The following is a 25,411-nucleotide window of genomic DNA, read 5'->3' as shown; positions in this document are numbered from 1 at the left end:
AGCTGAATCCCAACGCTCTATGCTAACACAATGCAGCAAATTTGCTTTTGCCCCAATGTACTGTCCGACAACTGAAACGGTTGGACAGAATAACAGGCATTTACAAATTAACTTTGACCATTAAAAAAATTGAAATACAACGTAAATGAGTGATATAAGAGAAATTGAAAAGACCCTTTGGGCTGCAGCTGATAAATTGCGAAGTAATATGGATGCGGCTGAATACAAGCACGTTGTTTTAGGGCTTATTTTCCTGAAATACATTTCAGATGCATTTGACGAATTACATCAAAAGCTAAAAGCATATTCAACATTTGAAGAATTGGATGTTAAGGGAATGGAGGCTGAAGAAGCTGCTGAATTACGTAATCTTCAAAAAAAATATCAAGGAGCTGACCCCGAAGACCCAGACGAGTATTTGGCTGAAAATGTATTTTATGTTCCTGAGAAAGCTCGTTGGACTTTTTTGAGAGACAATGCTAAACAACCTGAAATCGGTATTCTGATTGACCAAGCAATGGACAGCATTGAGAAAATCAATGACAGCTTGAAAGGCGTATTACCAAAAAACTATGCTGACCCTGACCTTGACAAGCAACGATTGGGAGAACTCATTGACCTGATTAGTAAAATTGGTTTTGGGGGCGAAGGACACCAAGGCAAAGACTTACTCGGGCAAGTGTATGAATACTTTTTGGGAATGTTTGCAGATGCCGAAGGCAAAAACGGTGGACAGTTCTACACACCGCAAAGCATTGTAAAACTATTGGTAGAAATGCTTGAACCCTACAAAGGCAGAATTTATGACGGCTGTTGTGGTAGTGGTGGAATGTTTGTGCAAAGCGAAAAATTCATTGAGAACCACCAAGGGAAAATTGGCGACCTGAGTATTTACGGACAAGAGAGCAACCCGACAACTGTAAAATTGGCGAAGATGAACCTTGCCATTCGGGGCATAGATGCCAACATACAATTTGGAGACACTTTTACCAACGACTTACACCCCGACCTGAAAGCAGATTATATCATTGCCAATCCACCGTTTAATATCAGCGATTGGAAAGGCGAACAACTGCGAGACGACAAAAGATGGAAATACGGCATACCGCCCACAGGCAATGCCAACTACGCTTGGTTGCAACACTTCATTCATAAACTTAGCCCCAACGGTACGGCAGGTATTGTATTGGCAAATGGAAGTATGAACAGCAACACAGGCAGCGAAGGCGAGATTAGAAAAAATATGATTGAAGCCCGATTGGTGGACTGTATGGTTACGCTACCAGCCAACTTGTTTTACAATACCACCATTGCCGCTTCCTTGTGGTTTTTGGCTAAGAACAAAACCAACGGCAAGTTTAGAAACCGTGAAAACGACATCCTGTTTATTGATGCCCGAAAATTGGGTGTGATGATAAACCGTAGAAACCGCATACTCAAGCAAGAAGACATTGACCTGATAAGCGGCACTTACCACAGATGGAGAAACCCAAATGGCGGCTATGAAGATATTGCGGGCTTTTGTAAATCTGCCACAATGGAAGAAGTGATACAAAACAATTATGTGTTGATGCCGGGCAGATATGTGGGTACGGAAGAAGAAGAAATAGACGCTATGCCTTTTGATGAAAAAATGCAAACGCTTACCACCAAACTTGCCGACCAATTTGCCAAGGACAATGAGTTAGAAAATACCATTCGTGAAAACTTAAAAGGAATTGGATATGAGTTTTAACGAGTGGAAAGCAGTTCGTTTAGAAGAACTTTGCACAAAAATCACATCAGGCGGAACACCTAATACGCAAAAAAAAGAGTACTACGGTGGAAATATTCCTTGGCTGAAAACTCAAGAAGTAACTTTCAATAGAATTTATAAAACAGAAACATTTATTACAGAAGAAGGGCTAAGTAATTCATCAGCCAAATGGATACCTGAAAATGCTGTGATAGTAGCAATGTATGGTGCAACAGCAGGACGAATTGCAGTTAACAAAATTCCTTTAACAACAAATCAAGCCTGTTGTAATCTAATCGTGAATTCTGAATTAGCAAACTATAACTTCATCTACTATCACTTACTTTCAAGATTTGAAGAAATTGCAGGAATGGCAATAGGTGGAGCACAGCCGAATTTAAATGCAGGAATGATTAAAGATTTAAAAATCTCAATTCCATCCATTGAAGTTCAACACAATATTGCTCACATTCTTTCATCCATTGACGACAAAATCGAAAACAACCTTGCCACCAACCAAACCCTTGAAGAAATAGCCCGAACGCTTTTTAAGGAATGGTTTGTCAATTTCAACTATCCCAATGCTGACGGTAACCTAAAGCACAGCGAGTTTGGAGAAATTCCTGAGAGTTGGAGCATAAACGGAATTGGTGAAATATGCTACGTTCAAAATGGCTATGCTTTTAAGAGCAAAGATTTTCAAGAGCAGGGAGAAGTTGGCATCATCAAAATCAAAAACATCAGCGGCAATGTAGTTGATATTCAAAACACCGATTTTGTAGATGCTTCGGTGGTTTCATCCTTAGATACAAAATTCAAGATTGAAAGCGGCTCTTTGTTGATTGCAATGACAGGAGCAGAAGTTGGTAAAATTGGTTTAGTACCATTGACTGAAAAAAACCTTTGGCTCAATCAACGAGTAGGAATGTTTCAAGAGAAAATTGCCTTCGGCAATCTTTTTATGTACTTGTTGCTTTCAACAGACACCTACCAAACAGCCATTCAAAATTCGGCTTTAGGAAGTGCACAGCCCAATATCAGTGCATCAGCCATTGAGAGCATTCGGGCAGTTATTCCACCTGCCGAATTGATTGAAGCATTTGGTAAAACCGTAAAACCAATGTTTGAAAAGATATTAGACAACCTTGCAGAAAGTGAAACTTTAAAAACCACTCGAGATAGTTTGTTACCCAAATTGATGTCGGGCGAAATAAAAGTAAATGGCTGATAGTGAATTTCCATATGAACACGAAAGGTATCAGCGATTTAATGAATCGTTGGACGAAGTAGGTACAATTCAAATTGCAGGAACTGAATTTTTACCAAGCCGCATTCTTTATGAAATGGAGCCAATCGGCTATGTAGAAGCCTATCAGGAATTTCAAGACACCGAATTTGAAAGATTAAAAGACACGGTTTACAATCAATACCCGTCTTGCATTGCTTACAATTTCAGACTGTCAGAAAAAGGCGAAGGAGCATCAGACCCAGTTAGGAAATTACTGCATCTGAAAGACACTTGGGAATCTATTGCTTTTGTGTTGTATGCCATTGTTTGGGGAGAAATCAGACATAAAGCAATTGACCTGAAAGCCGCACAGGTTTTGGTGGGCACAAGCCCAACAGGTCCCGTTTACAGAAACTTCAATACCGACCGCCTGATTTCTGATGCCCTCAAAATCAAAATTCAAAACATAAAAGCAGTTGTTGAATATTCCAGAGCCAATGGTTTGGGTTTGAAATGCGAAGAAATAGAACCCGATTTGTTGGACAAACTTTTGGCTTTGCAAGACATTAGAAATGATATTTCACACCATACTGCACCCACGAGAGAAGAAGCCGAAGCAGAACTTTTACAAGTCATTCCACTTTTCAAAGAAATGTTGATGATGACGGAGTTTTTAGCAGAATGCAAAATTTTGAGATTTGAAAGCTATACAACCAAGTGCAGATGCGAAGAATTTAACGGACATTATCTGAACAAAGAATTTGGTGATTTTGACTTTGCAGCAAATCAGGCTTTCGTATTAGGACTTGGACAAGAACAACTTTTTATAAAATGGGATAATGAAATTTTCAGTCTTTCGCCTTTCCTGCATTTTCTTAAAGACGGAGTAGGCAGAGAAACCTATTTGAGTTTTTTCAAAGGCAAAAAGGAAGGCAAGTATTGGTTTGAGCCAATTACCAAACGTGATGAAATTTCATTTGACCCACTGCAAGCTCGTTTTGATGGAGAGCAAGCAGTTTTAATCAATTTAATTGTGCCATAATGAACATATTAACAGAAGAAGAAATAGAACAAATGGCTTTGCAAACGTTGCGAGAGCAAGGCTATGACATACTAAATGGTGCAAGCATTGAGCGGGCTTACAATGAAGTTGTATTAACCAGTCGTTTGCAAGCCGCTATTGACAAAATCAATCCTGAAATTCCTGCCGATATACGAGAAGAAGCCGCAAGAAATGTGGCACGAGTTCCTTTTACCAATCTGTTAGCCAACAACGAAGCATTTCATAAACTCATCACCGAAGGCGTTGATGTAAAAGGAAGAGATGGCGAACAAATCAAAACCTTTAAAGTATGGTTGATAGATTTTCAAAATCCCGAAAACAACGATTTTACGGCAGTCAATCAATTTACCATCATTGAAAACCACAACAACAAACGCCCTGATGTTATAGTGTTTATCAATGGTTTGCCTTTGGTAGTGATAGAAATCAAAAACGCAACAGATGAAAAAGCCGACCTAAAAGCCGCTTACAATCAGTTGATGACCTACAAACAAGCCATTCCTACCCTTTTCAATTACAACAGCTTTTTAATTGTTACAGATGGTTGGTTTGCCAAAGCAGGAACCATCACCAGCGATTGGAGCCGTTTCAGCGGTTGGAAAATTCCTGAAACACAACCCGAAAATAGCGTAGCCGAACCCAACGATAGTCTTTATAACTCAACCCTGTTTCCAACACCTACCGCCAATATTGAAATGGATGTAGTGTTGAGCGGAATGTTGGACAAGAAAACCATCATTGATTTAATCCGCTACTTTATTGTTTTTGAGAAAACGAAAGAGAAATCACTGAAAAAAATTGCCGCTTACCATCAATACTATGCGGTAAATAAAGCCATTTATTCCACCATCAAAGCCGCATCATTTTCAGGCGACCAAAGAGCGGGTGTAGTTTGGCACACGCAAGGAAGCGGAAAGAGTTTGAGTATGGTTTTCTATTCGGGTAAAATGGTGGTAACGCCACAACTCAACAACCCGACTATTGTAGTACTCACCGACCGAAACGACCTTGACCAACAACTTTTTGAGACATTCAGCAATTGCCAACAATTAATCAGGCAAACGCCAGTACAAGCAGAAAGCAGAAGTCATTTGCAATCTTTACTAACTGTTGCTTCAGGTGGTGTGGTTTTTACCACTATCCAGAAATTTATGCCTGATGAAAAAGGCGGCACTTACCCCAAACTTTCAGACAGAAGAAACATTGTGGTAATTGCAGATGAAGCACACAGAAGCCAATACGATTTTATAGACGGCTATGCTCGTCATATGCGTGATGCTTTGCCCAATGCTTCGTTTATTGGTTTTACAGGCACACCGATTGAAAAGGAAGACAAGAACACACAAGCTATTTTTGGCGAGTATGTGGACATTTACGATATACAACAAGCTGTTGAAGATGGGGCAACTGTTCGCATTTTCTATGAAAGCCGTTTAGCCAAAATAGAACTTGACCCTGAAGAACAAAAAATCATAGACCAACGCATTGAAGAAGTAACCGAAGAAGACGAACTCACCGAACGCCAACAACGCTTTGCCAAATGGACACAGCAAGAAGCCATTGTGGGAAGTGAAAAGCGTTTGCAACAAGTAGCAGCCGACATTGTAAAACACTTTGAGCAGCGAAGTGAAGTATTTGACGGCAAAGGAATGATTGTGAATATGAGCCGCAGAATTTGTGTGGCATTGCACAATGAAATCATCAAAATCCGTCCTGAATGGTACAGCGGTGATGACGACAAAGGCGTTATCAAAGTGATAATGACAGGTTCATCTTCCGACCCTTTGGATTGGCAAGAACATATCCGCAACAAACCAAGAAGAAAAGCCATTGGCGACCGTTTACGAGACCCGAAAGACCCTTTGAAATTGGTATTGGTTCGTGATATGTGGCTCACAGGTTTTGACGCACCTTGTTTGCATACTTTGTATGTGGACAAGCCAATGACAGGACACAACTTGATGCAAGCCATTGCCCGAGTAAACCGAGTTTTCAAAGACAAAGAAGGTGGTTTGATTGTGGACTATTTGGGCATTGCACAAGATTTGAAAAAGGCATTGAGTGTTTACACGTCAAGCGGTGGAAAAGGCAAAATTGAATTTGACCAGGAAGAAGCAGTTGCCAAAATGGAAGAACTGTATGAAATCGTGGTGGACTTATTCCACGGTTTCGACTACAAAAGCTTTTTCACTTTACAGCCAAGAGAAAAACTCACTTTCTTACTTGATGCAACAGACTTCATTTTAGGATTAGACAAAGGACAAGAACGGTTTAGCACCAATGTTTCCAATCTTTCCAAAGCATTTGCCATTTCCGTTCCGCATCCTAAAGCCCTTGAAATAAGAGATGATTTGAGCTTCTTTCAAGCCATCAAAGCAAGAATTTCTAAGCTAAGAGAAAGCAATAAAAAGCGAAGTGATGAAGAAGTAGAAACAGCTATCAGACAAATCATTTCAGATGCTTTGATTTCAACAGAAGTCATTGACATTTTCCAAGCAGCAGGTTTGCAAAATCCTGAAATATCAGGCTTGAACATTCTTTCAGACGAGTTTATGGCAGAACTGAAAGATATGCCGAGAAAGAACCTTGCTTTAGAACTTCTTCGCAGATTGCTCAATGACGAAATCAAACAGCGTTCACAGAGAAACATCATACAGAGCAAGAAATTTTCTGAAATGTTGGCTGATGCTATCAAGCGTTATCAAAACAACGCCATCACAGCAGCCGAAATCATAGAAGAACTGATAAGACTTGCCAAAGAAATCAAAGAAGCCGACAAACGTGGCGAAAACCTAAACCTTGACTTTAGAGAATTGGCATTTTATGACGCTTTGGAAGTAAGCGACAGTGCAGTTCAAATTTTAGGAGACGATATTTTAAAAACCATTGCAAGAGAATTGGTAATAAGCGTAAAAAATTCTGTAACCATAGACTGGGACAAGAAAGAAAGCGTACAAGCCAAAATGCGAGTAATGATAAAAAGGATTTTAAAAAAATATGGCTATCCACCAGAGAAGCAAGACCAAGCCGTAAAGACAATTTTAGAACAAGCAAAAATGATAGCAGACGATTTTTCATCAAATCAATAAATCGGATTCTATGGAATACAAAATAGAAGATATCAATGTAGGTGATGAAGTTTATTTCGACTCAAAACCTTCGCAAAGCAATCACGGCCTTTATTGGAAAGTGATTCACAAGTATGAGAAAGAAAAACAGCTTGTTGTTCAACTTGATGAAATGGGACATTCTGACTTACGTTGGACAATTGGAATTAAAGAAGTTAGACAGCATTTAAAACTTAATAAAGACAAATAATTGCCAACGCATTTGGAGGCACATTTGCAAAACCGCACAAGCCCACGCTAAAGCCAAGTTTTGCAAAAGAGCCACCAAGCCAACGCACGACAAACCGAAAGGAAATGACTGAAAAACAGACGGAAAGAAAAAAGGGCAGCACACAACAATGTATAAGCGTAATGCGGGCTAAAGTGCTAAATTTGAATATATTGAATATAAATAAACATAGTGCTAATCCGAAAGTGGAGTGCGTTTTAACCCCGCACTATGCATAGCCGAGACTGCCGTGCGCAAGTTTATAAAAGGAAACAACGAAATGACATAGACAAGAGTGCCGTCGAATTCTTTTATGACACTTCTAAACAGTTAGAGAGAACTTTTATAAAAACTTAGTATTACAAATGGAGTCTAGAGACCATTTTAAAAAAACGGGGTGATACTGAAAAGCAAGATTAGTAAGAAATAATAATTACATTATGAAATCGAGCATGACTAAAAAGTCACACACAGAGGTATGATTAAAATAGATGCGAAGGTTCCCCCGAAACAATCCCGATATGTATCGGGACGGGGTAGGCTATATGGCCTTTAAAAATCAAATTATAAACACATGAAATCGAGCATGACTAAAAAGTCACACACTGGGATGTCCCGATAATTATCGGGAAAGTATTGCGAAGATTCCATGTGGCCATTAATAATCAAATTATAAACACATGAAAAAAAACGTTATTTGGATTTACTTGCTAGCCTCAATTTTAGGTGTTATTTCTATAGTGCTTCCAACATTTTTTCTACCTGATTTAAGACAGTATGATTCTCCATTGTTTCCCTTGATTAGAACCGGAATTGAAGGGATTTCAAGTTGGAGTTTTGGCCTGTTGTTCTTAAGCGGTTTTGGTGTGAAATTATTGAGTAAGTTATCCAGTTGGAAAATTGGTTTATCAACGATGGCCCTTTTCCCAATAATGGCAATATTTGAAATGATTGTTGATCCATCATCGCACAATATGCTCCCAATTGAATTCATTTTTTATGCCGTATATTCTGTTCCTGCAATAATTGGTGCTTACCTTGCTCAGGGTACTAAAAAGATTATTGGTAGAAATTAATCTTCTTGTCTTGAGTTTATTTTGTACAGAATTGAAGCAAAACCAAAAAAAATAAGAAGAAAACCAGCCCATAAGTGTATAATAAACAGCGGGTTCAGTGCTAAAACAAAGGTCAATGCATTAAATAAAAGTCAGAGCCAAACTGAAACTGAAGTTCTTTTTAATCGGCCACTGCTCATACACTAGACCAGTGTAATAAATCACTAATTAATGATAAAATTCTTTAGAATAATTAGACAGAGATTGCTTTCGGAAGCAAAAACCAGCAAGTCTTCCAGCCAGACAGGCAGGTATTTTAAATACGCAATTGGTGAAATTGTACTTGTTGTCATTGGGATATTAATTGCTTTGAGCATTAATAATTGGAATGAAAATAGAAAAACAGAAGAAAAAAGGAAAATTTATTATCGTCAGCTTCTAGTAGATTTAAAAACTGATAAGGATTATTGTAAAAATAGAATTGACAATTTTGAAGCTATCTTGAAAAAATATGCAGAGTATGAAAAAGAATTTCAAAAAGGAGCATTAAATCTAGAGACAAGTTTAGAAAATATAAGTCAGCTTCAGATAGGAGGAATAAATTTATTCTTTAAAACAAATACAATCAAGACACTTATTAGCACTGGAGATATCAGTTTATTTCCTCAAAACATCAATAATAGCCTAACAAATTATTTAGATTTTCAAAAAGAGCTGATTAGTGGTAATAATACAAACGCCGCTACAATGATTGATATGATTGGGCAAATTACCATGTCAGGATATTCTTATTATCGCAAGAGAATTGATAGTCAACCAGAACTATCTGAAGAATTGAATATTCGAGCTAATATTCCTAAGATTTTTCTCCAACTTGAAGCCTATCATAGTTGGAAAGCAACCACATTAAAAACTTCGATAAAAAACATGAATGACTTAATTATAAGTGCTGACTCAACAATAACTATAGTCAATAATGAATTAAACAAATAACTAAAGGACAACAGTAGCTATTCCCAGGCAGGAGTTTCATCTCTCGCACGACATTTTTGTGGTTTATCAAACATCTGTTTTTTCTATAAACATTTTACCTAATAATTCCCACCTTGGCCAAGCGCCAAACCGTTAGCGGCAACAAATCAACGTAATATGAAAAATACTTTTATACTTTTAATTATAGCCTTCATGGCTATTGGATGTGATCAGGCAAACAAAACTGGCTCAGCATTAAGTAATGACAATCAAATCACAATTGGCCACATTGACTCACTCCAATCTGATATTCTTGGAGAAACCAGAAAAATATTGGTACATCTACCCGTGAACTATCAGGAAGGCAAAAAGTATCCTGTCTTATATGTACTGGATGGTGACGGAAATTTTAATACAGTAACCGGTTTGATGAAACAATTGAGTACCAATTCAAAGGTTCTTCCGGAAATGATTGTTATTGCTATTCTAAATACAAATAGAAGTCGCGATTTAATACCTACTAAAGTTGATATTGATTATCGCACCGGAAATAAACTTGAATATGACAGTGGTGGAGGTACTGCTTTTCTTGATTTTATCGAGGATGAGTTGATTCCCTATGTTGACAGCACCTATCCAACAAGCTCTTATCGAACGTATGTGGGACATTCATTTGGGGGACTTAGTGTGATACATGCCCTCACCACCAGAAGCCATCTTTTCAACAATTATTTGGCAATTGATCCAAGTTTTTGGTGGGATAATATGGCCTATATGGAAACTGTAGACACCCTGTTATCAGTGAATGATTATTCTAATAAGGGACTTTTTGTAGGTATCGCAAATACGATGATTGGCGGGCAAGACTATGCTACTGTTGAAGAGGATACCTTAGGAACTTCAACACACATTCGATCCGTATTGAAATTTTCAAAATCATTAGAAAAGAAGGACAATGGATTAAATTTTGAATGGAAATACTACCCAGAAGAAAATCATTTTAGTATTCCACTGATTACAGAATATGATGGCTTACGATTTTTATTTGATTGGTATGATTTCAAGGTGAGGTATGAGATACTGTATACAGAATTATTCTCCACCGATGAGGCTTTGGAAATGGTGAAATCCCACTATGAAAACGTATCACAAAAAATGGGATACGAAAACAAGCCTGATGAGTCGTTGATTAATAGACTTGGGAACCGCTACCTGCAGGACAAAAAGTTTGATCAGGCAGCTAACTTATTCGATCTTAATATTGCCAATTTTCCAACTAGTGATAATGTCTACGATTCAAGAGGAGATTGTTACCTGGCTGTTGGAGACTCCCTGAAAGCAGTAGAGTTCTATAGAAAAGCACTGGAATTAGGCGATAATGACTATTCTCAAGAAAAAATTGATAGGATATCTAAAGCATTAAAAAAATAAAAAGGCAGTGACTAACAACTGGGTTTTCGTGCAAAATGCGTTTGGCTCAACAGCTGTTGAAGTGGTTAATTGAACATCTTAACTCGAATCAATTCCAAATGCTTTCGGAATGGTATATTAAAAGCGATGTCCTCCGAATGGTGCTTTATAGCAAAGCTCCAAACCATTACCTAATATGAGAAAAGCATCGAATGAAACAAAAGATACTATCCATATCCCTGTTATTGATCAGTTGTATTTCCATTGGTCAAACACTGCCGGAGATAGTTAGTGAAACTGAGTTTACAATAGGTAAATCCATTAAAATTGAATCTATTGTATTGGGGGAAGCAAGGGACTTAAATATTTATTTGCCCTTGACCTATTCAGAGGATAGCAGCAAAAACTATCCTGTGATTTATTTACTTGATGGTTCTAAGGATGAAGACTTTATTCACATTTCCGGGATAGTTCAGTTTGGTTCTTTTTCTTGGATTAATATGATCCCGGAATCCATAGTGGTTGGAATTGGAAATGTGGATAGGGTAAGAGACTTTACCTATCCTTCCCAAAATGAACTTGACCAAAGCGAATTTCCTACTTCAGGAAAATCCGAAAATTTCATAGCCTTTTTACAGCAGGAGTTACAGCCATTTATTGATTCAACGTTTAGAACCACTGAGGTCAAAACCATTATTGGTCAATCCTTAGGCGGCCTCTTAGCCACAGAAATTCTATTTAAAAAGCCAGAATTATTTGATAATTATATCATTGTGAGCCCTAGCTTGTGGTGGGATGATGAAAAACTACTGGGAGCACAATCGGCTTCCTCTGATTCAAATAAATCGATCTATGTAGCTGGAGGAAAAGAAGGCGAAATAATGGAACGAACTGCCAAGGAACTGTTTGATAAACTATCGAATAATCAAAAGGAGAACAAGCAATTGTTTTACGAATTTTTGGAAGACAAAACACATGGAGACGCTTTGCACAGTGCTGTATATAACGCGTTCGAAAAAATATTTAAAGCTGAAAAAAAATAACAACAGGCTGCAAGAACTGACTTTTTGCTGGGTGATCAGAAAAAATGGATTAAGTTAGGTATCTGTTCCAACCAATAATCAATGCTAAAATTTTATGTATATCCGCAATTCTGCCAGTAGCCAAATTTTATTAAGTTTCACCTCGACTTCGCTCGGTGTCCGTTAGTTTTTGTTTTTAAGGGAGGGGAGGAAAATGCGGCTGGGCCGCATTTTCCTCCCCTCCCTTTAATAACCTGAAACCCGGTGGCCGAGCGAAGTCGAGGCATTCTTGCACTATTGGCAAAGAAGCGGATAATCAGATAAAATTTTTTAGAAAAATCCGTCAAAAAATGCTGACTGAAAACAAATTCAGTAAATATCTGATTTATGCCATTGGTGAAATTATACTTGTCGTTATTGGAATTTTAATAGCCATTCAATTGAATGAATGGAGAAACGACAGTATAAACACCAAACAAAAACAGAAAGTATTATTAGCCTTAAAAGCTGAGTTTGAAGCTAACCTAACAAGGTTAGACACTGTATATTACTACCAAGAACAAAGCTTAAAGAAATTTAGGGAATCAAAAGATCTTATCGATTCTATAGATTATATCAAAGACAATACTGTTTTAAAAACTAGCCTTAACCATGGTGGATATGGATATAGTTACAACCCTATTAATGGGGCCTTGCGTTCTGCCGTATCGTCAGGAGATATACATTTAATTAAAAATGAGCGCTTAATAGAATTGTTGTTTAGTTGGGAAGACTTGGTTTTAGATTCCTATGAAGAAATCGAAAGTGTCCGAGATTTTGCTAAAGACCCCTATCTAAGATTATTAGATAATTATTTGAAGGCTGGAGAATTAAATAAAAACATTTTAAATGATAACAGGGGTAACTTCACATATGATTTCTATGGTTTATTTAAAGATCCGCTCTTTGCCATATACACGGGACGACTGCTCTCTTATTCCTATAATTATATACAAGAACTAAAAGGTATCAGAATAAATAATTTAGAAATTTTAGAATTGATTGATGAAGAATTAAAATAATATGATTATCCACAATCTTGCCAGTAACCTAAAATTCTTTGCTCATTTGGCTAGAAGACCGAAGACCGGTGTCAGAAGCAGCATCGATGCTAGCTTTAACCCCTTCTTTTATTGCTTTTAGCTATTTATTGGCAGAAAAGCGGATATACATATAAAATAATAACAAAAGTACGATCATGCTTACGAGCAATAGTTTTTCCAATATATACCAGAGATTCCACAGGTATATTTCTATTTACCAAGTGCCTTCCTACAAAGTCAAAGCTGGCCACTTAACTGCCTAAAGAGGTGACTTTTCTCTGTCGTTTGAACAATTCAAAAATGAGAAACTCAATTTTACTTTTTGTCATCGAACTTTGCGATTAATCGAAAGTTCACTTCCTAATAACTGCCTATTTTCATAGATTAACCCTTGTTCTTCAAAAATAACCAGAATGTCAATTGCCTACGACAAGTACTATCAGACGGAAGATTTATTCGGAAAACCTTATCCAGAATTAATAGCTTTTTTTGCTGACTACTCTAAAAAAGGAAAAGTAATCGACTTAGGTTGTGGACAGGGGAGGGACGCAATTCCACTTGCCAGAATGGGGTATTCCGTGACAGGGATTGATAACTCAAAAGTCGGGATTGATCAAATGAACCAAGTCGGACAAGATGAAAACTTAAATTTGGTTGGACAAGTTGGTGACATTTATGCTTTTGACAGATTTAGCGAATTCGATATTATCCTATTGGACAGTATGTTTCACTTTGCCAAAAAAGATCGTGACAAGGAAATTGGACTAATTCAAAAAATCATCTCGCAAATCAAAAATGGGAGTTTGCTTGTCGTTTGTATACAGGACACAGGTGACAAAGTTCAATTTCTCAATCAAGCAATTGACGTTGAAAAGCAACTTAAAAGGCTTGATGATAAAAAATTCAAATACACTTTTGAGGATAAAGAAAGTGGACACAAGTCAGAGACGGACTATAGAATGATTATAGTTGAAAAATAAAAATACTAATTACACTCAACGCCAAACACAATCCTAGGCTGGACACTGAGTATAATATACCATTTGCCAAAAGCATTATTTTTTGCCAGACAACAAAGCTTTCTAGCCTGCAAAGGTGAATAGCTTCAGACCGTAAGGAGCATACTACAAATTTAGCCAGTAGGTCATCTTAAAGACTATTGCTCGAGATTTTGAGCCACCGAATTGAATAAAGCCTTCCTGACTTTCCGCTAGGTAATTATCCGTGTAAACCAGAAAAATATCCGAAACAGGTGCGAATCTCCACTGTAAACGCGAATTGATATTTACGTTATCGATTTGACTATTGTATTGGACAAAGGTTGTCCAAAAGAGTGATTTGCTGAAGGTAAAGTCAAATCTTGGGCCGATCAGGAAAAGGTTTGCGTCATTATAGGGAGCTGGCAATCTGATGCCATTGTATGCAAAATCGATGCTTGTAAAACCCAATGGCTGATAGCGCCACTGAATACTTCCTTCGAGATTCCAGCGCATGCCATTAAAATATTCTCCTGATCGCGTACTTAGCTCATACGATAATTTCTTCCGCTCATCAGACTGATATCGGGCTATTATCAGATTAGTAGTGTATTCGGTATTAGCAGGAAGGGGAACTCCATCAGTGCCACTGGGGTCAAAACCGTTGAAAAGATAGGTGTATTGCCTACGTAATCGCATTGAAAATTGAGCTGAAGAACGCCAAGTGATATCATAGAGGATATTTGCATCCCAGTCAAGCATACCGTAGGTGTCATTTCCCAGAATATCGAAATCCAAACCTGGACCATGCCGTTGGATTCCTCCAGATGAAGGGAAGAAACTTCTACGATAAGTCATTGCTAGTTGCTGAATATCCCTTCTTCGGACAAAGCCAACTTCCGGGGCATAATTCGCACCGATTACTTGCGCGCGCATATTGAGTGACCATTCAGGTACGCTGTACTGCAAATCCATGCCCGTTGTGAAGGCACTATCCACCTTTGCTTGATTGATATTTTGATGGTAGAAAAACTTCCCGGTTATTTTATTGTCCGCAGAAGCCAGATTATATTCTGCTCCAAAGGTTCTGTCCCACTCGTTGTAAAGGCTATCGCTGTATTCTTTTGGACTTTCAAAGGTCTGCTTATTGACCAGGAAAGCAGAAATATTCGATCTGGCAAAGACTTTTTGCTGAAGTGAAACCATGGAATAATTGTATGAAGGCAAACTAGCCGACTGGTCATCCGCTACTTGCATACTCAAGACACCCACCCGAAGATTGTCATTGACTTTTCCACTGAGTCGTAGCCCCAGGGGTATAGCAGATTCAATATTCTGCCCGGTACTTTCGTCGCGTGATACACCTATTCTTCTACTGAAAAAGGGCGTGTTTCCTCGCTGACCATAATTGGCAAATAGATCTGCATTTTCTAAAAAGAACTGTCTACGCTCCGGAAAGAAAATCTCAAATCGATCTAGATTTGTGACTTGTTGATCTACCTCTACTTGAGAAAAATCAGGGTTTACGGTAAGGTCTAGATTCAGGCCTGGGGTGATTCCATACTTTAAATCAAAACCAGCATTTAGGCCTTTTTGGGCATTTAGCCCCTCATCAAAATCCTGATTATAGTTGCCTGCTAAAAATGGAATGAAGGATATGTTTTTACCACTTCTTTTGGTCGGTTCTTCCCACTCGGCCTCTCTTAGCGAAGCTAGATTAAATAGGGTGAAATTTCGCTGAATAGGTGCCCATGTGGATCTTTCAGCATATTCACTGTCAATTCTGTAGAAATTGATATTCCAGTTTTTCTGGCCCTCATTAAATCTCAGGGAGTTTAAGGGAATGGCAATTTCAGCTACCCAGTACCCTTTATAAATCTTAGCTTCGCCTTTCCAGACATTATCCCAGTCTAGGCTCAATGAACTTTCACCACTTCCTCCATTGGACACCAAGCCCTCTCTTCGAACTCCAAAAGGGTTAATACCAAAAGTAAAGGCATTAGTTCTGTCTTGGAAGGTATCCAAGATGACTGTAAAGTTATCATTTGCAGCTCCTCTAAAATCTCTTCTGAGTGAAGGAGTGACATATTCACGGTCTTCTGAAGCACTGTACATCACTCCCAGGATGTAAACATTTTTATCATCATATAGCACTTTTGCCACTGACTGGTTTACTGCCAAAGAGGAATCATAGGGGAAGTACTGCATCCAATCATAGGCAGAATCCGCTTCAGCCCATATTTCGTCAATCTCTCCATCGATTCGAATGGGGGTATTTATTTTCTTAAATAGAAGGTCTTGGCCAATTACAGCAGTAGTGCAAAATACAAGTCCCAAAAGGAAGAGTGCCTTTCTAAACATGGTGTAAAACTATTCGAATCGGATTAGCCTCTGAACAAAATTTATTTCAGCGGTTCCTATTGGTTGGTGTTCGCTTTAAACTCAGTGGTCTAAAACAAGTTTGAATTAGGTTATTATTTTATTTAAGCGACATTTTTCAAGGATAAAACGTTAGATATCCTGCTGGTTTGGAGATCTTGTAAGACCACTGGCCTTCGATACTACTAATTTGATAAATTAGAATCCGAAGCTATTTTTAAAAAAAATAATCTCCCAGAAATGAAAATAATCTCTACCAATATTGGCAAGCCGACGACTTTTATTTGGAATGGAAAAGAGGAAAAGACAGGGATTTACAAATTGCCTACTGACCAAGCCCTTTTCCTGACGAAAAACGATGTCTTGACCGATGAAATCTCCAATCGTTTGAATCATGGAGGTTATTACAAGGCCTGTTATGTTTTTTCGGCTGAGCAGTATCCCTATTGGAAAAACGAATACCCTGACCTCGACTGGAGCTGGGGAATGTTTGGTGAAAATCTAACTGTCGCAGGATTTGATGAAACAAAGGTTTTTCTGGAAGATATCTATCAAGTGGGAGAGGCCTTGGTGCAAGTGTCCCAGTACCGAGAACCTTGCTACAAACTGGGCCATAAATTTGGGACTCAACAAGTGATCAAGCAATTTATCCAACATGGTTTCGGAGGCACCTATCTGAGTATTCTGGAGGAAGGTTATGTCACAGTCGGTGATGAATTTAAACTGGTTGAACGCCCCGAAAAAAGCATGACAGTTGCCGATCTATTTCAACTGGTCCATGCCAAAGAAAAAGACCTTGAATTGGTGAGAATTGCTGCAAATAGTAAAGCTATCCCTCCTAAAAAGCGAATTTGGTTTGAATCTTTTCTGAAATAGAAAGGATTGTTTCATTTCCCCGAAAGCTCATTTTTTATAGTTTTATCCTAAATTCTGCTTTTAAACCCAAGTTTTAAAATCCTCACCATACCCAACCCCCCCATGAAAAAGATGCGAATACTATTTACAGGCGGCTCAGGAAAAGCAGGGAAGCATGTCATTCCCTATCTAATCGAACAAGGTCACCGGGTGATGAATGTGGACTTAAAACCTCTGGATTATCCTGGGGTAGATAATCTTATTGCCGACATCACGGATTCTGGCCAGATGTTTAATGCCATGAGTTCATATGCCAACTTTGGGGAACTGGAACCAGGAACTGGTGTTCCAAAATTCGATGCTGTGGTACATTTTGCTGCTGTAGCAAGAATTTTGATCAATCCGGATAATGAAACTTTTCGCGTAAATACCATTGGAACCTACAATGTGATCGAGGCAGCGGTCAAACTTGGGATCAAGAAGATCATCATTGCCTCCTCGGAGACTACTTATGGGATTTGCTTCTCAGATGGTCAAACCAATCCTCATTCGCTTCCACTGGAAGAAGAATACGATGTGGATCCAATGGATAGCTATGGGTTATCAAAAGTGGTCAATGAAAAAACTGCTAGAAGTTTTCAGCGACGCTCGGGGGTTGATATTTACGCCCTTCGGATTGGAAATGTGATTGAGCCTCATGAATACCAAGAGTTGTTTCCCCATTATTTCAAGAATCCTGAAGTTCGCCGTAGGAATGCTTTCTGTTACATCGATGCGCGTGATTTGGGCCAAATCGTAGATTTATGTCTGAAAAAAGATGGTTTGGGTTATCAGGTTTTCAATGCGGGAAACGATCACAACGGAGCAATTATTCCAAGCAAGGAATTGGCTGAACGCTTTTTTCCGGGAGTTCCGATTACCCGTGAACTAGGCGAGCATGAAGCCTTATTTTCCAATCGGAAAATAAAAGAGGTCTTAGGCTTCAAAGAGCAGCATAATTGGAGAAAGTATGTGAAGGGGGAGTGATTTTTACTTCTTGATTTTTTTCTTTTAATGCTGAATTCGAAAAAATAAGCGGAAAAATTTTAATCCATTTCGATGGGTCTTTCTTAGTTTTAGTAATGCTTATCTTCAAGATTGAGTCTTAAGTTATTTCGCCAGAGTTAGTAAATCATCCACTATTCAAATTGTATCAAAATGACCAAAAAATATCTATTTCAAGGATTACTAAGTTTTTTCATTTTTGCGATTTCGCTCAATTCAACCTTTGCGCAGTCAGCAGCCAAGCCCTTTGTCTACGGGGACATGTTACCCGACGCACCAGAATTAGCGGCAAGAGGGGAGTATGCAGTGGGAGTGCAGACTTTGGACTTGATCCACGAAAATCAACTCGATATTCTCAATTATGGGAAGGGAGGCGACTCGCTTTACAATAGACCGTTGAAGATTGAGGTGTGGTATCCAGCCATTGCTGTGGCAACTGACCTGATCTCTTACGACGAAGTGATGGGGCAAAACGGTTCGCCTACCAGACCAATCGTTCCTTTCACTTTCCTAGGTCGCGCCACCCGAAATGCAAAACCTATAACTTCTGCAGGTTCATTTCCACTCGTGATTGTATCTCATGGCTACACGGGTTCCCGCTACTTGATGACTTATTTGACAGAGAATTTGGCTTCCAAAGGATATGTCGTAGTAGCAATAGATCATACGGAGGCTACCTTCAGAGATGCTGCGGGATTTCAAAGTACCCTGCTTAATCGATCTTTGGACGATCTCTTTGTGCTGAATGAAATCGCAAGAATATCAAAACAGAGCGATTCCTTTTTAAATGGCGTTGTTGATACTGACAATTCCGCCATAATTGGGTATTCAATGGGAGGTTACGGTGCCATCAACGTGGTAGGAGCAGGATACAGCCCACAGGCTTCCCAGCTTTTTGGATCGATGACCAGTGGGAGTAAGGCACTCGAAAAGCGAACTATCGGAAATCCTGAATTTCAGGCTTCAATTGATCCTCGGATCAAGGTCGTGGTTGCTTTTGCGCCATGGGGAATGCAGCGGGGAGTATGGAATGCGGAAGGACTCGCCGGAATTAAAATCCCTTCTCTGTTTATAGCGGGGAGCAAGGATGATATCTCAGGCTATGAGGATGGTACCAAAGCTATCTATGAAGGAGCAGTTAATTCAGAGCGTTTCTTACTGACTTACATTGATGCGCGGCATAATACAGCTCCAAACCCTCCTCCTGCAGCAGCTTTGGAAGCAGGTAGACCGATTGATGAATACCTAAGATATGCAGATTCGGTTTGGGATATGCGTAGAATTAATAACATCAATCAACACTTTGTCACTGCTTTTCTTGGGATTCATCTCAAAGGGAAGGAAGATTACAAATCCTATTTATACCTTTCTGATGAGGCTAAAAAGAAAGTTTGGCCGGGATTTAAGCCGCGAACCTCCATTGGTTTGGAGCTGGACTATCAATCAGCTAAGTAGAGAAAATAGAAGCTTTCCAAAATCAATCAACCATTATCCGATGCGAACCTACCTTCCAATCCTCCTTCTTGTATCTTTTCTCACTTTTTCCTGTAAGCAAAATAGCTCCACGGAAATGGAAGTCGAATTTCAAAGAGATAGCATTTTCACTACTCCGCTAGGAAAGACTTTCATCATTCCGATTCCAAGCGAGAATACTTTGGCGAAATATGAAGAGGCGAAAGCAACTTTCGAAGCAAACCCAGAAGATGTGGATGCGCTCATTTGGTATGGACGAAGGACGGCCTATCTCGGACAGTATCAAGAAGCCATTGCAATTTATACCAAAGGCATTGAGAAGTTTCCAAATGAACCTCGGCTATACCGGCATCGAGGACATCGCTACATTAGTTTACGGGAATATGATCGAGCGATTGCCGATTTTGAACAAGCTGTAAGTCTTATTGAAGGAACTGAAAATGAGATCGAACCAGACGGCATGCCTAATGCTCAGAATATCCCAGTTAGCACGCTTCATGGTAATATCTGGTACCACTTGGGGTTAGCTTATTACCTCACTCATGACTATGAAAAGGCCTATACTGCCTACCTCCGCTGTCGTGAAAGTGGAAATCACTATGATAATATTGTGTCTGCTACGCATTGGTTGTATATGATCCAGCAGCGTCTGGGTAATCCCACAAAAGCGGATTCTCTTTTAGCTCCGATCAACCGAGATTCTACTGTGATCGAAAACCAGAGCTATGCAGATCTTTGTCATCTTTACAAAGGTTGGGTTCCGGTGGACTCCCTCACCCAGGAAGGTCCCGGCAATCCTTCCAATGATGCGGTTAGCTACGGAGTAGCCAATTGGTATTTGTATCATGGAGATACACTCCGAGCCAAGCAATTGATGCAGGAACTTGTGGAGGAGAAAGCCTTTTCTTCCTTTGGATACCTTGCCGCAGAGAGTGATTTGATTCAATATTTTTCAAAAAAGTAAGGAGAAATGCCAAGCTGTCATTCTAGTAAGTTCCATCAAATTTACATAATCCTTAAAAGTATAGGCTATACAACCGAACCCATTAAATCCCTATTCTCCTTATTTTTTTCTAGTTAATGAATACTCCAATTAGTCTTTAAATATTGAAGATTTCATCAAATTTAATTGAGAATTGATTCTGATTTGAAAGTAAGAATCAACTGAGATTACTGATTCTATGAGCGGTTTCTGTTGTGGGGCCTGGGTGATTTTTGGCCATAGGAACCATGCTTTATTTACTTTATATTAATGTTTCAATTCAAAAAACTGTTCTGCCTTACTCTTTGATTGGAATGGATTGAGGAGTAGTAAGTTTAAAAATCAGTTTATTACAGGCATTCTATTTTGTGGTTATTCACAATATTTTCTTTTGTAGCTTGAAGATTTCCAAGTAGGAGTCTTCACAACTGAAAAAACGACATAGAATTATGAAAAAACATAAGAAGCTATCTGTTTTGGCATCTACTGCAATTTGTGGAAACGACATCAGTTCTTCCGTTTTATATGTGTCGGCTTTAGCAATTGCATTTGCTGGGCAATATGCCTGGATTACTTTACTTATTGTCTCTCTTGTACTCTTTCTTTTTCGGAAGATCTATGGCGAAGTCGTTGGCGCCTTGCCGCTCAATGGTGGTGCTTACAATGCCTTACTCAATACTACAAGTAAATCTGTAGCTTCATTTGCTGCCACCTTGACCTTGTTGTCTTATATGGCTACAGCCGTTATTTCTGCAAATGAAGCGATCCATTACCTACACCATTTGATACCAGCGATTCCTATTATCATTGCTACTATCATATTGCTTGGTCTTTTTGGGGCTTTGACCATCGGGGGAGTATCAGAATCTGCAAAAGTAGCCATAGGCATTTTCCTCTTCCATTTGGGTTCTTTTGTGCTGTTGAGTGGGTTTATTTTGGTTTTTCTTTTTTCAAACGGTGTTGCAATTTTCCTGGAAAATTGGAGTTTCCCCACCACTGGAGGAAGTATTACAAATGCTATATTCCTGGGATTTGCAGCTTCCATGTTGGGCGTTTCTGGGTTTGAGAGCTCTGCCAACTTTGTAGAAGAGCAGCAAAAAGGTGTGTTCCCAAAGACACTTAAAAATATGTGGATTATAGTAAGCATTATAAATCCGCTTACTGCGGTTTTTGCGCTCGCATTATTTGCATTGCCGATTTTACAAAGTGATTCATACCAAAACACCTTACTAATCGAAATGGCATCCCATGTGGGTGGAGATTGGTTGGCTATTGTTATTGGAATTGACGCCTTTTTAGTCTTAAGTGGAGCAGTTCTCACCAGCTTTGTTGGGGTGACGGGTTTATTGGAACGAATGGCGCTAGATCGAGTCTTACCCCAGTTTTTTCTAAAGAAAAACAGTAGAGGAAGTTCTTATCGTATTATCATCATTTTCCTGATCCTAACCATTTCAGTTTTATTGATTACAAATGGAGATGTGAAGCTTTTAGCTGGAGTTTATACCATTTCTTTCTTGTCTGTGATGGCATTATTTGGGATAGGCAATATCCTCTTGAAAGTCAGACGTGCCAGATTGCCTAGACCCGAAAAGGCAGGTTGGCTAGGGATTTTCACCGCAATTATTGCTGTTTTTGTGGCTTTGGCCGGCAATATATTAATGGAGCCGATTGAGGGGGTACCTAGTAATTTCTCCGTCTTTCTGGAATATTTTGTTCCTTCCGTTGTATTTATTGTGATCATGCTGAATCGGACGGTATTGCTGAAATTCTTGTTGAAACTGATGCACACCATCTTTGATCCATTTAGGGCATTAGTTTTTAAAGTTGATAAGAATATACTTTCCTTGATCAATGAAATAAACTCTCAGGAGTTTGTCTATTTCACAAAGGATGATGATGTGGAAACCTTAAACAAGGTGATGCTGTACATTCAAAGAAATGAGCATACAAGAAAATTGAAAGTGGTCACAGCCACAAAAAACGGGAATCCAATTACAGAGCAATTCAGGAATGATATAAATGTGATTGATCGGGAATATCCAAAAATCAAGATTGATTTTATTGAGTTGGATGATAATTTTGGTCCTCCCTTGATTAATAGATTATCTAAGGAATGGAATATCCCAATAAACTTTATGTTTATAGGTTCTCCAGGTGATCGCTTCCCTTATAGGGTTGAAGAATTGGGCGGTGTAAGACTGATTATTTAATCTTATTTTGCCATGTTAGAAAACAAAATCAGGACAGTGTTTATTTGGTCCTGATTTTGTTTTAAGTACTGATAATCAATATTTTTTAAAAAGTTGATTAAAGATATTTAGAGTATTTTTTAAAAAAGTTTAGAAGTTGTTTTCATTCACATCTTTAGCACTTCCATAAAATAGCTTTTCAGTCTTTTATACTCTTCCACATCTACTTTATTATCGGCCATTACCTCAGTTAGAAGTTGATGTAAATCCTTAAAGGGCTTCTGATCAAGAACGGTATTGTTTTCTTCAAGCCACTTTCGAAGCATATCCACTTCGTATTTATTGATTTCCTCGTCGGCTAAAATCCCGTAGCATAAACCTTGGAGAAACTGAAGTTTTGCATCATCACTTTCTGAATTGCTGAGATGGGCTTCATGCTTATCGAGAATCGCCTTCAGTTCCCATATTTCCTCAGAAGTCATTGTGCCTCCGTCCAAGATTTCTTTAATCTCAGAATAGAATTCTTTAAATGGGGATTCAGTGCTGAGTCCTTCATGGGCTTGACACCAGAGTTTCATCTCGTCAAATTCTCCTCTGGTGATTCTTCCGTCACCGCTGATTCCATAAATAATTCCTTTGAGATGATTGAATGGTTTTTGGGTTTTGCTAGTCATATTCTGAAATTTTATTTTTCTAAAATAAGGAAAGTTGGTCGCCATCTTATACCCTGTACAGGGTATTTTTTATTCTTTTTTATTAAAAAAAATGATTTTTGTAAATCCGAATGGGATGATATTTAGTCTGAATTCATTTTTCAGGCGATGAATAAGCCTTATTTAACCGATTTTTTTACCGAGTCTGTATTTTTATTTGCCATACTGCCGATTTAGGGATACTTTCCATCTCGATGAATCGAAAAGACGATTTAGAATAATTACACTCACTTTAATCCATAGATCAATTGAAAAGAAGAGATTTTATCCAACTCTCCGGAATGGGGCTGGGCGCACTGGCAACTTCCGGTTTGGTCATGCTGGGCAATCCTGTCTCAGCTGAGACGTTACTCGAACCCGGGATCGATGTAGCTGCTAAGAAAATGCTTTCAAATGTGGCCTTGGAGGCTGCTCGTGCGAAAGGCGCAACTTATACAGATGTTCGAATCGGTAGATACTTACAGCAATTCCTTTTCACCCGAGAAAAAAATGTTCAAAACATCACCAATGCTGAGTCTTTTGGTGTTGGAATCCGAGTAATTGCCAATGGCACTTGGGGCTTTTCTTCCACTTCAGACGTTACCCCTGAAGGGATCAAAGCCTGCGCAGAAACTGCCGTAGCAATTGCAAAAGCAAATTCCAAACTTCAAAAAGAACCTGTTGAACTGGCGCCAGTTCCAGGATATGGAGATGTGACTTGGAAAACACCAATCCAAAAGAATGCAATTGAGGTTCCAGTCAAAGAAAAGATAGATTTATTATTGGGTGTCAACAATGCGGCTTTGGACAACGGAGCAGCCTTTGTGAACTCTGCACTCTTTATGATCAATGAGCAGAAGTATTTTGCATCTACTGATGGATCATACATTGATCAGGATATTCATAGAATCTGGCCAAACTTCACCGTAACCGCAGTAAACAAAACTTCCGGAGGATTCCGAAGCAGGCAAGCGCTAAGCGCTCCAATGGGCATGGGCTATGAATACCTCGATGGCCTGGCAAAAGATAAGTCAATGAATCCAGCTGGATTTAATAGTTATAGAAATTCCTATGACATGCTTGAAGATGCTGTAAACGCAGCTAAACATGCTCAGCAGAAATTGACTGCAAAATCCGTTGTTCCTGGCAAATATGATTTAGTCCTTGACCCTGATCACCTGGGTTTGACTATTCACGAATCAGTAGGTCATCCATTGGAATTGGACCGTGTATTAGGCTATGAGGCGAATTATGCAGGAACCAGTTTTGCCACTTTGGACAAGTGGAAATCCGGTAATTTCAAATACGGTTCTGACAAAGTGAATATCGTTGCAGATAAAACTCAACCTTTCTCCCTAGGTAATACTGGCTATGATGACGAGGGAGTGAAATGTAAGGAGTGGGATTTGATCAAAGATGGAATTTTGGTCAATTATCAGGCGATTCGTGATCAAGTGAAAATCCTGGGCGAAAAAGAATCAAATGGATGTTGCTTTGCAGATAACTGGAGCTCAGTACAATTCCAGAGAATGCCAAATGTGTCGCTGAAGCCGGGTACCGAAAAGCTCAGTGTAGCAGAAATGGTGAAAGATGTTGAAAAGGGGATTTATATTCTGGGAAGAGGATCCTACTCCATCGATCAGCAGCGTTATAATTTCCAGTTTGGAGGTCAATTATTCTATGAAATCAAAAATGGTGAAATCGTAGGAATGCTGGAGGATGTGGCTTACCAGTCAAATACGCAGGAGTTTTGGAATTCTTGTTCTCAGATTTGTGACAAAGATGATTACAAATTCTTCGGTTCATTTTTCGATGGCAAAGGACAGCCTTCGCAAAGCTCTGCAGTATCTCACGGCAGTTCGACGACTCGATTTGACGCAGTCAATGTGATTAACACCGGAAGAAATATTTAACCCC

At 38.9% G+C, this 25,411-nt stretch carries 19 protein-coding genes; 17 read left to right on the top strand and 2 right to left on the bottom strand.

Annotated elements, in window-relative coordinates; all coding sequences use genetic code 11:
• The first annotated feature begins 145 nt into the window (after window positions 1-145).
• From BVC88_RS11565 to BVC88_RS11515, 11 genes are all read left to right on the top strand, one after another.
• Complete coding sequence (locus tag BVC88_RS11565) at window positions 146-1,735, top strand: class I SAM-dependent DNA methyltransferase (protein WP_075350839.1); 1,590 nt, start codon at window positions 146-148, stop codon at window positions 1,733-1,735.
• Window positions 1,725-2,963 carry a restriction endonuclease subunit S gene (locus BVC88_RS11560; protein ID WP_075350838.1) on the top strand — a complete coding sequence of 413 codons (1,239 nt, stop codon included), beginning with the start codon at window positions 1,725-1,727 and terminating at the stop codon, window positions 2,961-2,963. Before BVC88_RS11565 ends, BVC88_RS11560 begins: the two co-directional genes overlap by 11 nt.
• Window positions 2,956-4,005 carry a hypothetical protein gene (locus tag BVC88_RS11555; RefSeq protein ID WP_075350837.1) on the top strand — a complete coding sequence of 350 codons (1,050 nt, stop codon included), beginning with the start codon at window positions 2,956-2,958 and terminating at the stop codon, window positions 4,003-4,005. Before BVC88_RS11560 ends, BVC88_RS11555 begins: the two co-directional genes overlap by 8 nt.
• Window positions 4,005-7,115: a type I restriction endonuclease subunit R gene (locus tag BVC88_RS11550; protein ID WP_075350836.1), complete on the top strand. Its 3,111-nt coding sequence runs from the start codon at window positions 4,005-4,007 to the stop codon at window positions 7,113-7,115. The genes BVC88_RS11555 and BVC88_RS11550 overlap by 1 nt, the downstream gene beginning before the upstream one ends.
• A gap of 10 nt (window positions 7,116-7,125) precedes the next feature.
• Window positions 7,126-7,344, top strand: coding sequence for a hypothetical protein (locus tag BVC88_RS11545; RefSeq protein ID WP_075350835.1), 219 nt, complete (start codon window positions 7,126-7,128; stop codon window positions 7,342-7,344).
• Between the two features lie 698 nt (window positions 7,345-8,042).
• Window positions 8,043-8,438: a hypothetical protein gene (locus BVC88_RS11540; RefSeq protein ID WP_075350834.1), complete on the top strand. Its 396-nt coding sequence runs from the start codon at window positions 8,043-8,045 to the stop codon at window positions 8,436-8,438.
• Window positions 8,439-8,648: 210 nt separating this feature from the next.
• Window positions 8,649-9,410, top strand: coding sequence for a DUF6090 family protein (locus BVC88_RS11535; RefSeq protein ID WP_139316562.1), 762 nt, complete (start codon window positions 8,649-8,651; stop codon window positions 9,408-9,410).
• Between the two features lie 156 nt (window positions 9,411-9,566).
• A complete protein-coding gene (locus BVC88_RS11530) occupies window positions 9,567-10,820 on the top strand; it encodes an alpha/beta hydrolase-fold protein (protein ID WP_075350832.1) in 1,254 nt (417 codons plus the stop codon).
• A 191-nt stretch (window positions 10,821-11,011) separates the two neighbouring features.
• Entirely contained in the window at window positions 11,012-11,842 is an 831-nt protein-coding gene (locus BVC88_RS11525) for an alpha/beta hydrolase (RefSeq protein ID WP_075350831.1), read from the top strand.
• A 329-nt stretch (window positions 11,843-12,171) separates the two neighbouring features.
• Window positions 12,172-12,882 (top strand): DUF6090 family protein, encoded by a 711-nt coding sequence (locus tag BVC88_RS11520; RefSeq protein ID WP_075350830.1) that lies wholly within the window; start codon window positions 12,172-12,174, stop codon window positions 12,880-12,882.
• A gap of 434 nt (window positions 12,883-13,316) precedes the next feature.
• Complete coding sequence (locus tag BVC88_RS11515) at window positions 13,317-13,883, top strand: class I SAM-dependent methyltransferase (protein WP_075350829.1); 567 nt, start codon at window positions 13,317-13,319, stop codon at window positions 13,881-13,883.
• A gap of 144 nt (window positions 13,884-14,027) precedes the next feature.
• Here the strand turns inward: BVC88_RS11515 and BVC88_RS11510 are convergent, their stop codons facing one another.
• Complete coding sequence (locus tag BVC88_RS11510; protein ID WP_075350828.1) at window positions 14,028-16,241, bottom strand: carbohydrate binding family 9 domain-containing protein; 2,214 nt, start codon at window positions 16,239-16,241, stop codon at window positions 14,028-14,030.
• 258 nt (window positions 16,242-16,499) lie between these two features.
• Between BVC88_RS11510 and BVC88_RS11505 the strand changes: the two genes are divergently transcribed.
• The 5 genes from BVC88_RS11505 (at window position 16,500) to BVC88_RS11485 (ending at window position 22,823) form a co-directional block, all read left to right on the top strand.
• The gene (locus tag BVC88_RS11505; protein ID WP_075350827.1) at window positions 16,500-17,135 is read left to right on the top strand and encodes an MOSC domain-containing protein; all 636 of its coding nucleotides are present in this window, start codon (window positions 16,500-16,502) and stop codon (window positions 17,133-17,135) included.
• A gap of 102 nt (window positions 17,136-17,237) precedes the next feature.
• The gene (locus BVC88_RS11500; protein WP_075350826.1) at window positions 17,238-18,140 is read left to right on the top strand and encodes an NAD-dependent epimerase/dehydratase family protein; all 903 of its coding nucleotides are present in this window, start codon (window positions 17,238-17,240) and stop codon (window positions 18,138-18,140) included.
• A gap of 171 nt (window positions 18,141-18,311) precedes the next feature.
• Complete coding sequence (locus BVC88_RS11495; RefSeq protein ID WP_075350825.1) at window positions 18,312-19,613, top strand: alpha/beta hydrolase family protein; 1,302 nt, start codon at window positions 18,312-18,314, stop codon at window positions 19,611-19,613.
• 40 nt (window positions 19,614-19,653) lie between these two features.
• Window positions 19,654-20,595 carry a tetratricopeptide repeat protein gene (locus BVC88_RS11490; RefSeq protein ID WP_075350954.1) on the top strand — a complete coding sequence of 314 codons (942 nt, stop codon included), beginning with the start codon at window positions 19,654-19,656 and terminating at the stop codon, window positions 20,593-20,595.
• Window positions 20,596-21,062: 467 nt separating this feature from the next.
• Complete coding sequence (locus BVC88_RS11485; RefSeq protein WP_075350824.1) at window positions 21,063-22,823, top strand: APC family permease; 1,761 nt, start codon at window positions 21,063-21,065, stop codon at window positions 22,821-22,823.
• Between the two features lie 146 nt (window positions 22,824-22,969).
• On the opposite strand, the gene BVC88_RS11480 is transcribed toward BVC88_RS11485, so the two are convergent.
• Window positions 22,970-23,476: a tellurite resistance TerB family protein gene (locus BVC88_RS11480; RefSeq protein ID WP_075350823.1), complete on the bottom strand. Its 507-nt coding sequence runs from the start codon at window positions 23,474-23,476 to the stop codon at window positions 22,970-22,972.
• A 287-nt stretch (window positions 23,477-23,763) separates the two neighbouring features.
• Here BVC88_RS11480 and BVC88_RS11475 point away from each other — a divergent pair, with 287 nt between their 5' ends.
• Window positions 23,764-25,407: a TldD/PmbA family protein gene (locus BVC88_RS11475; protein WP_075350822.1), complete on the top strand. Its 1,644-nt coding sequence runs from the start codon at window positions 23,764-23,766 to the stop codon at window positions 25,405-25,407.
• The last annotated feature ends 4 nt before the right edge of the window (window positions 25,408-25,411 follow it).

It is taken from the genome of Algoriphagus marinus (genome assembly GCF_001936475.1).
GTDB classification, from domain to species: domain Bacteria; phylum Bacteroidota; class Bacteroidia; order Cytophagales; family Cyclobacteriaceae; genus Algoriphagus; species Algoriphagus marinus.
Note: the sequence above shows the minus strand (reverse complement) of the source record. Positions and strands in the feature narration are given on the sequence as shown.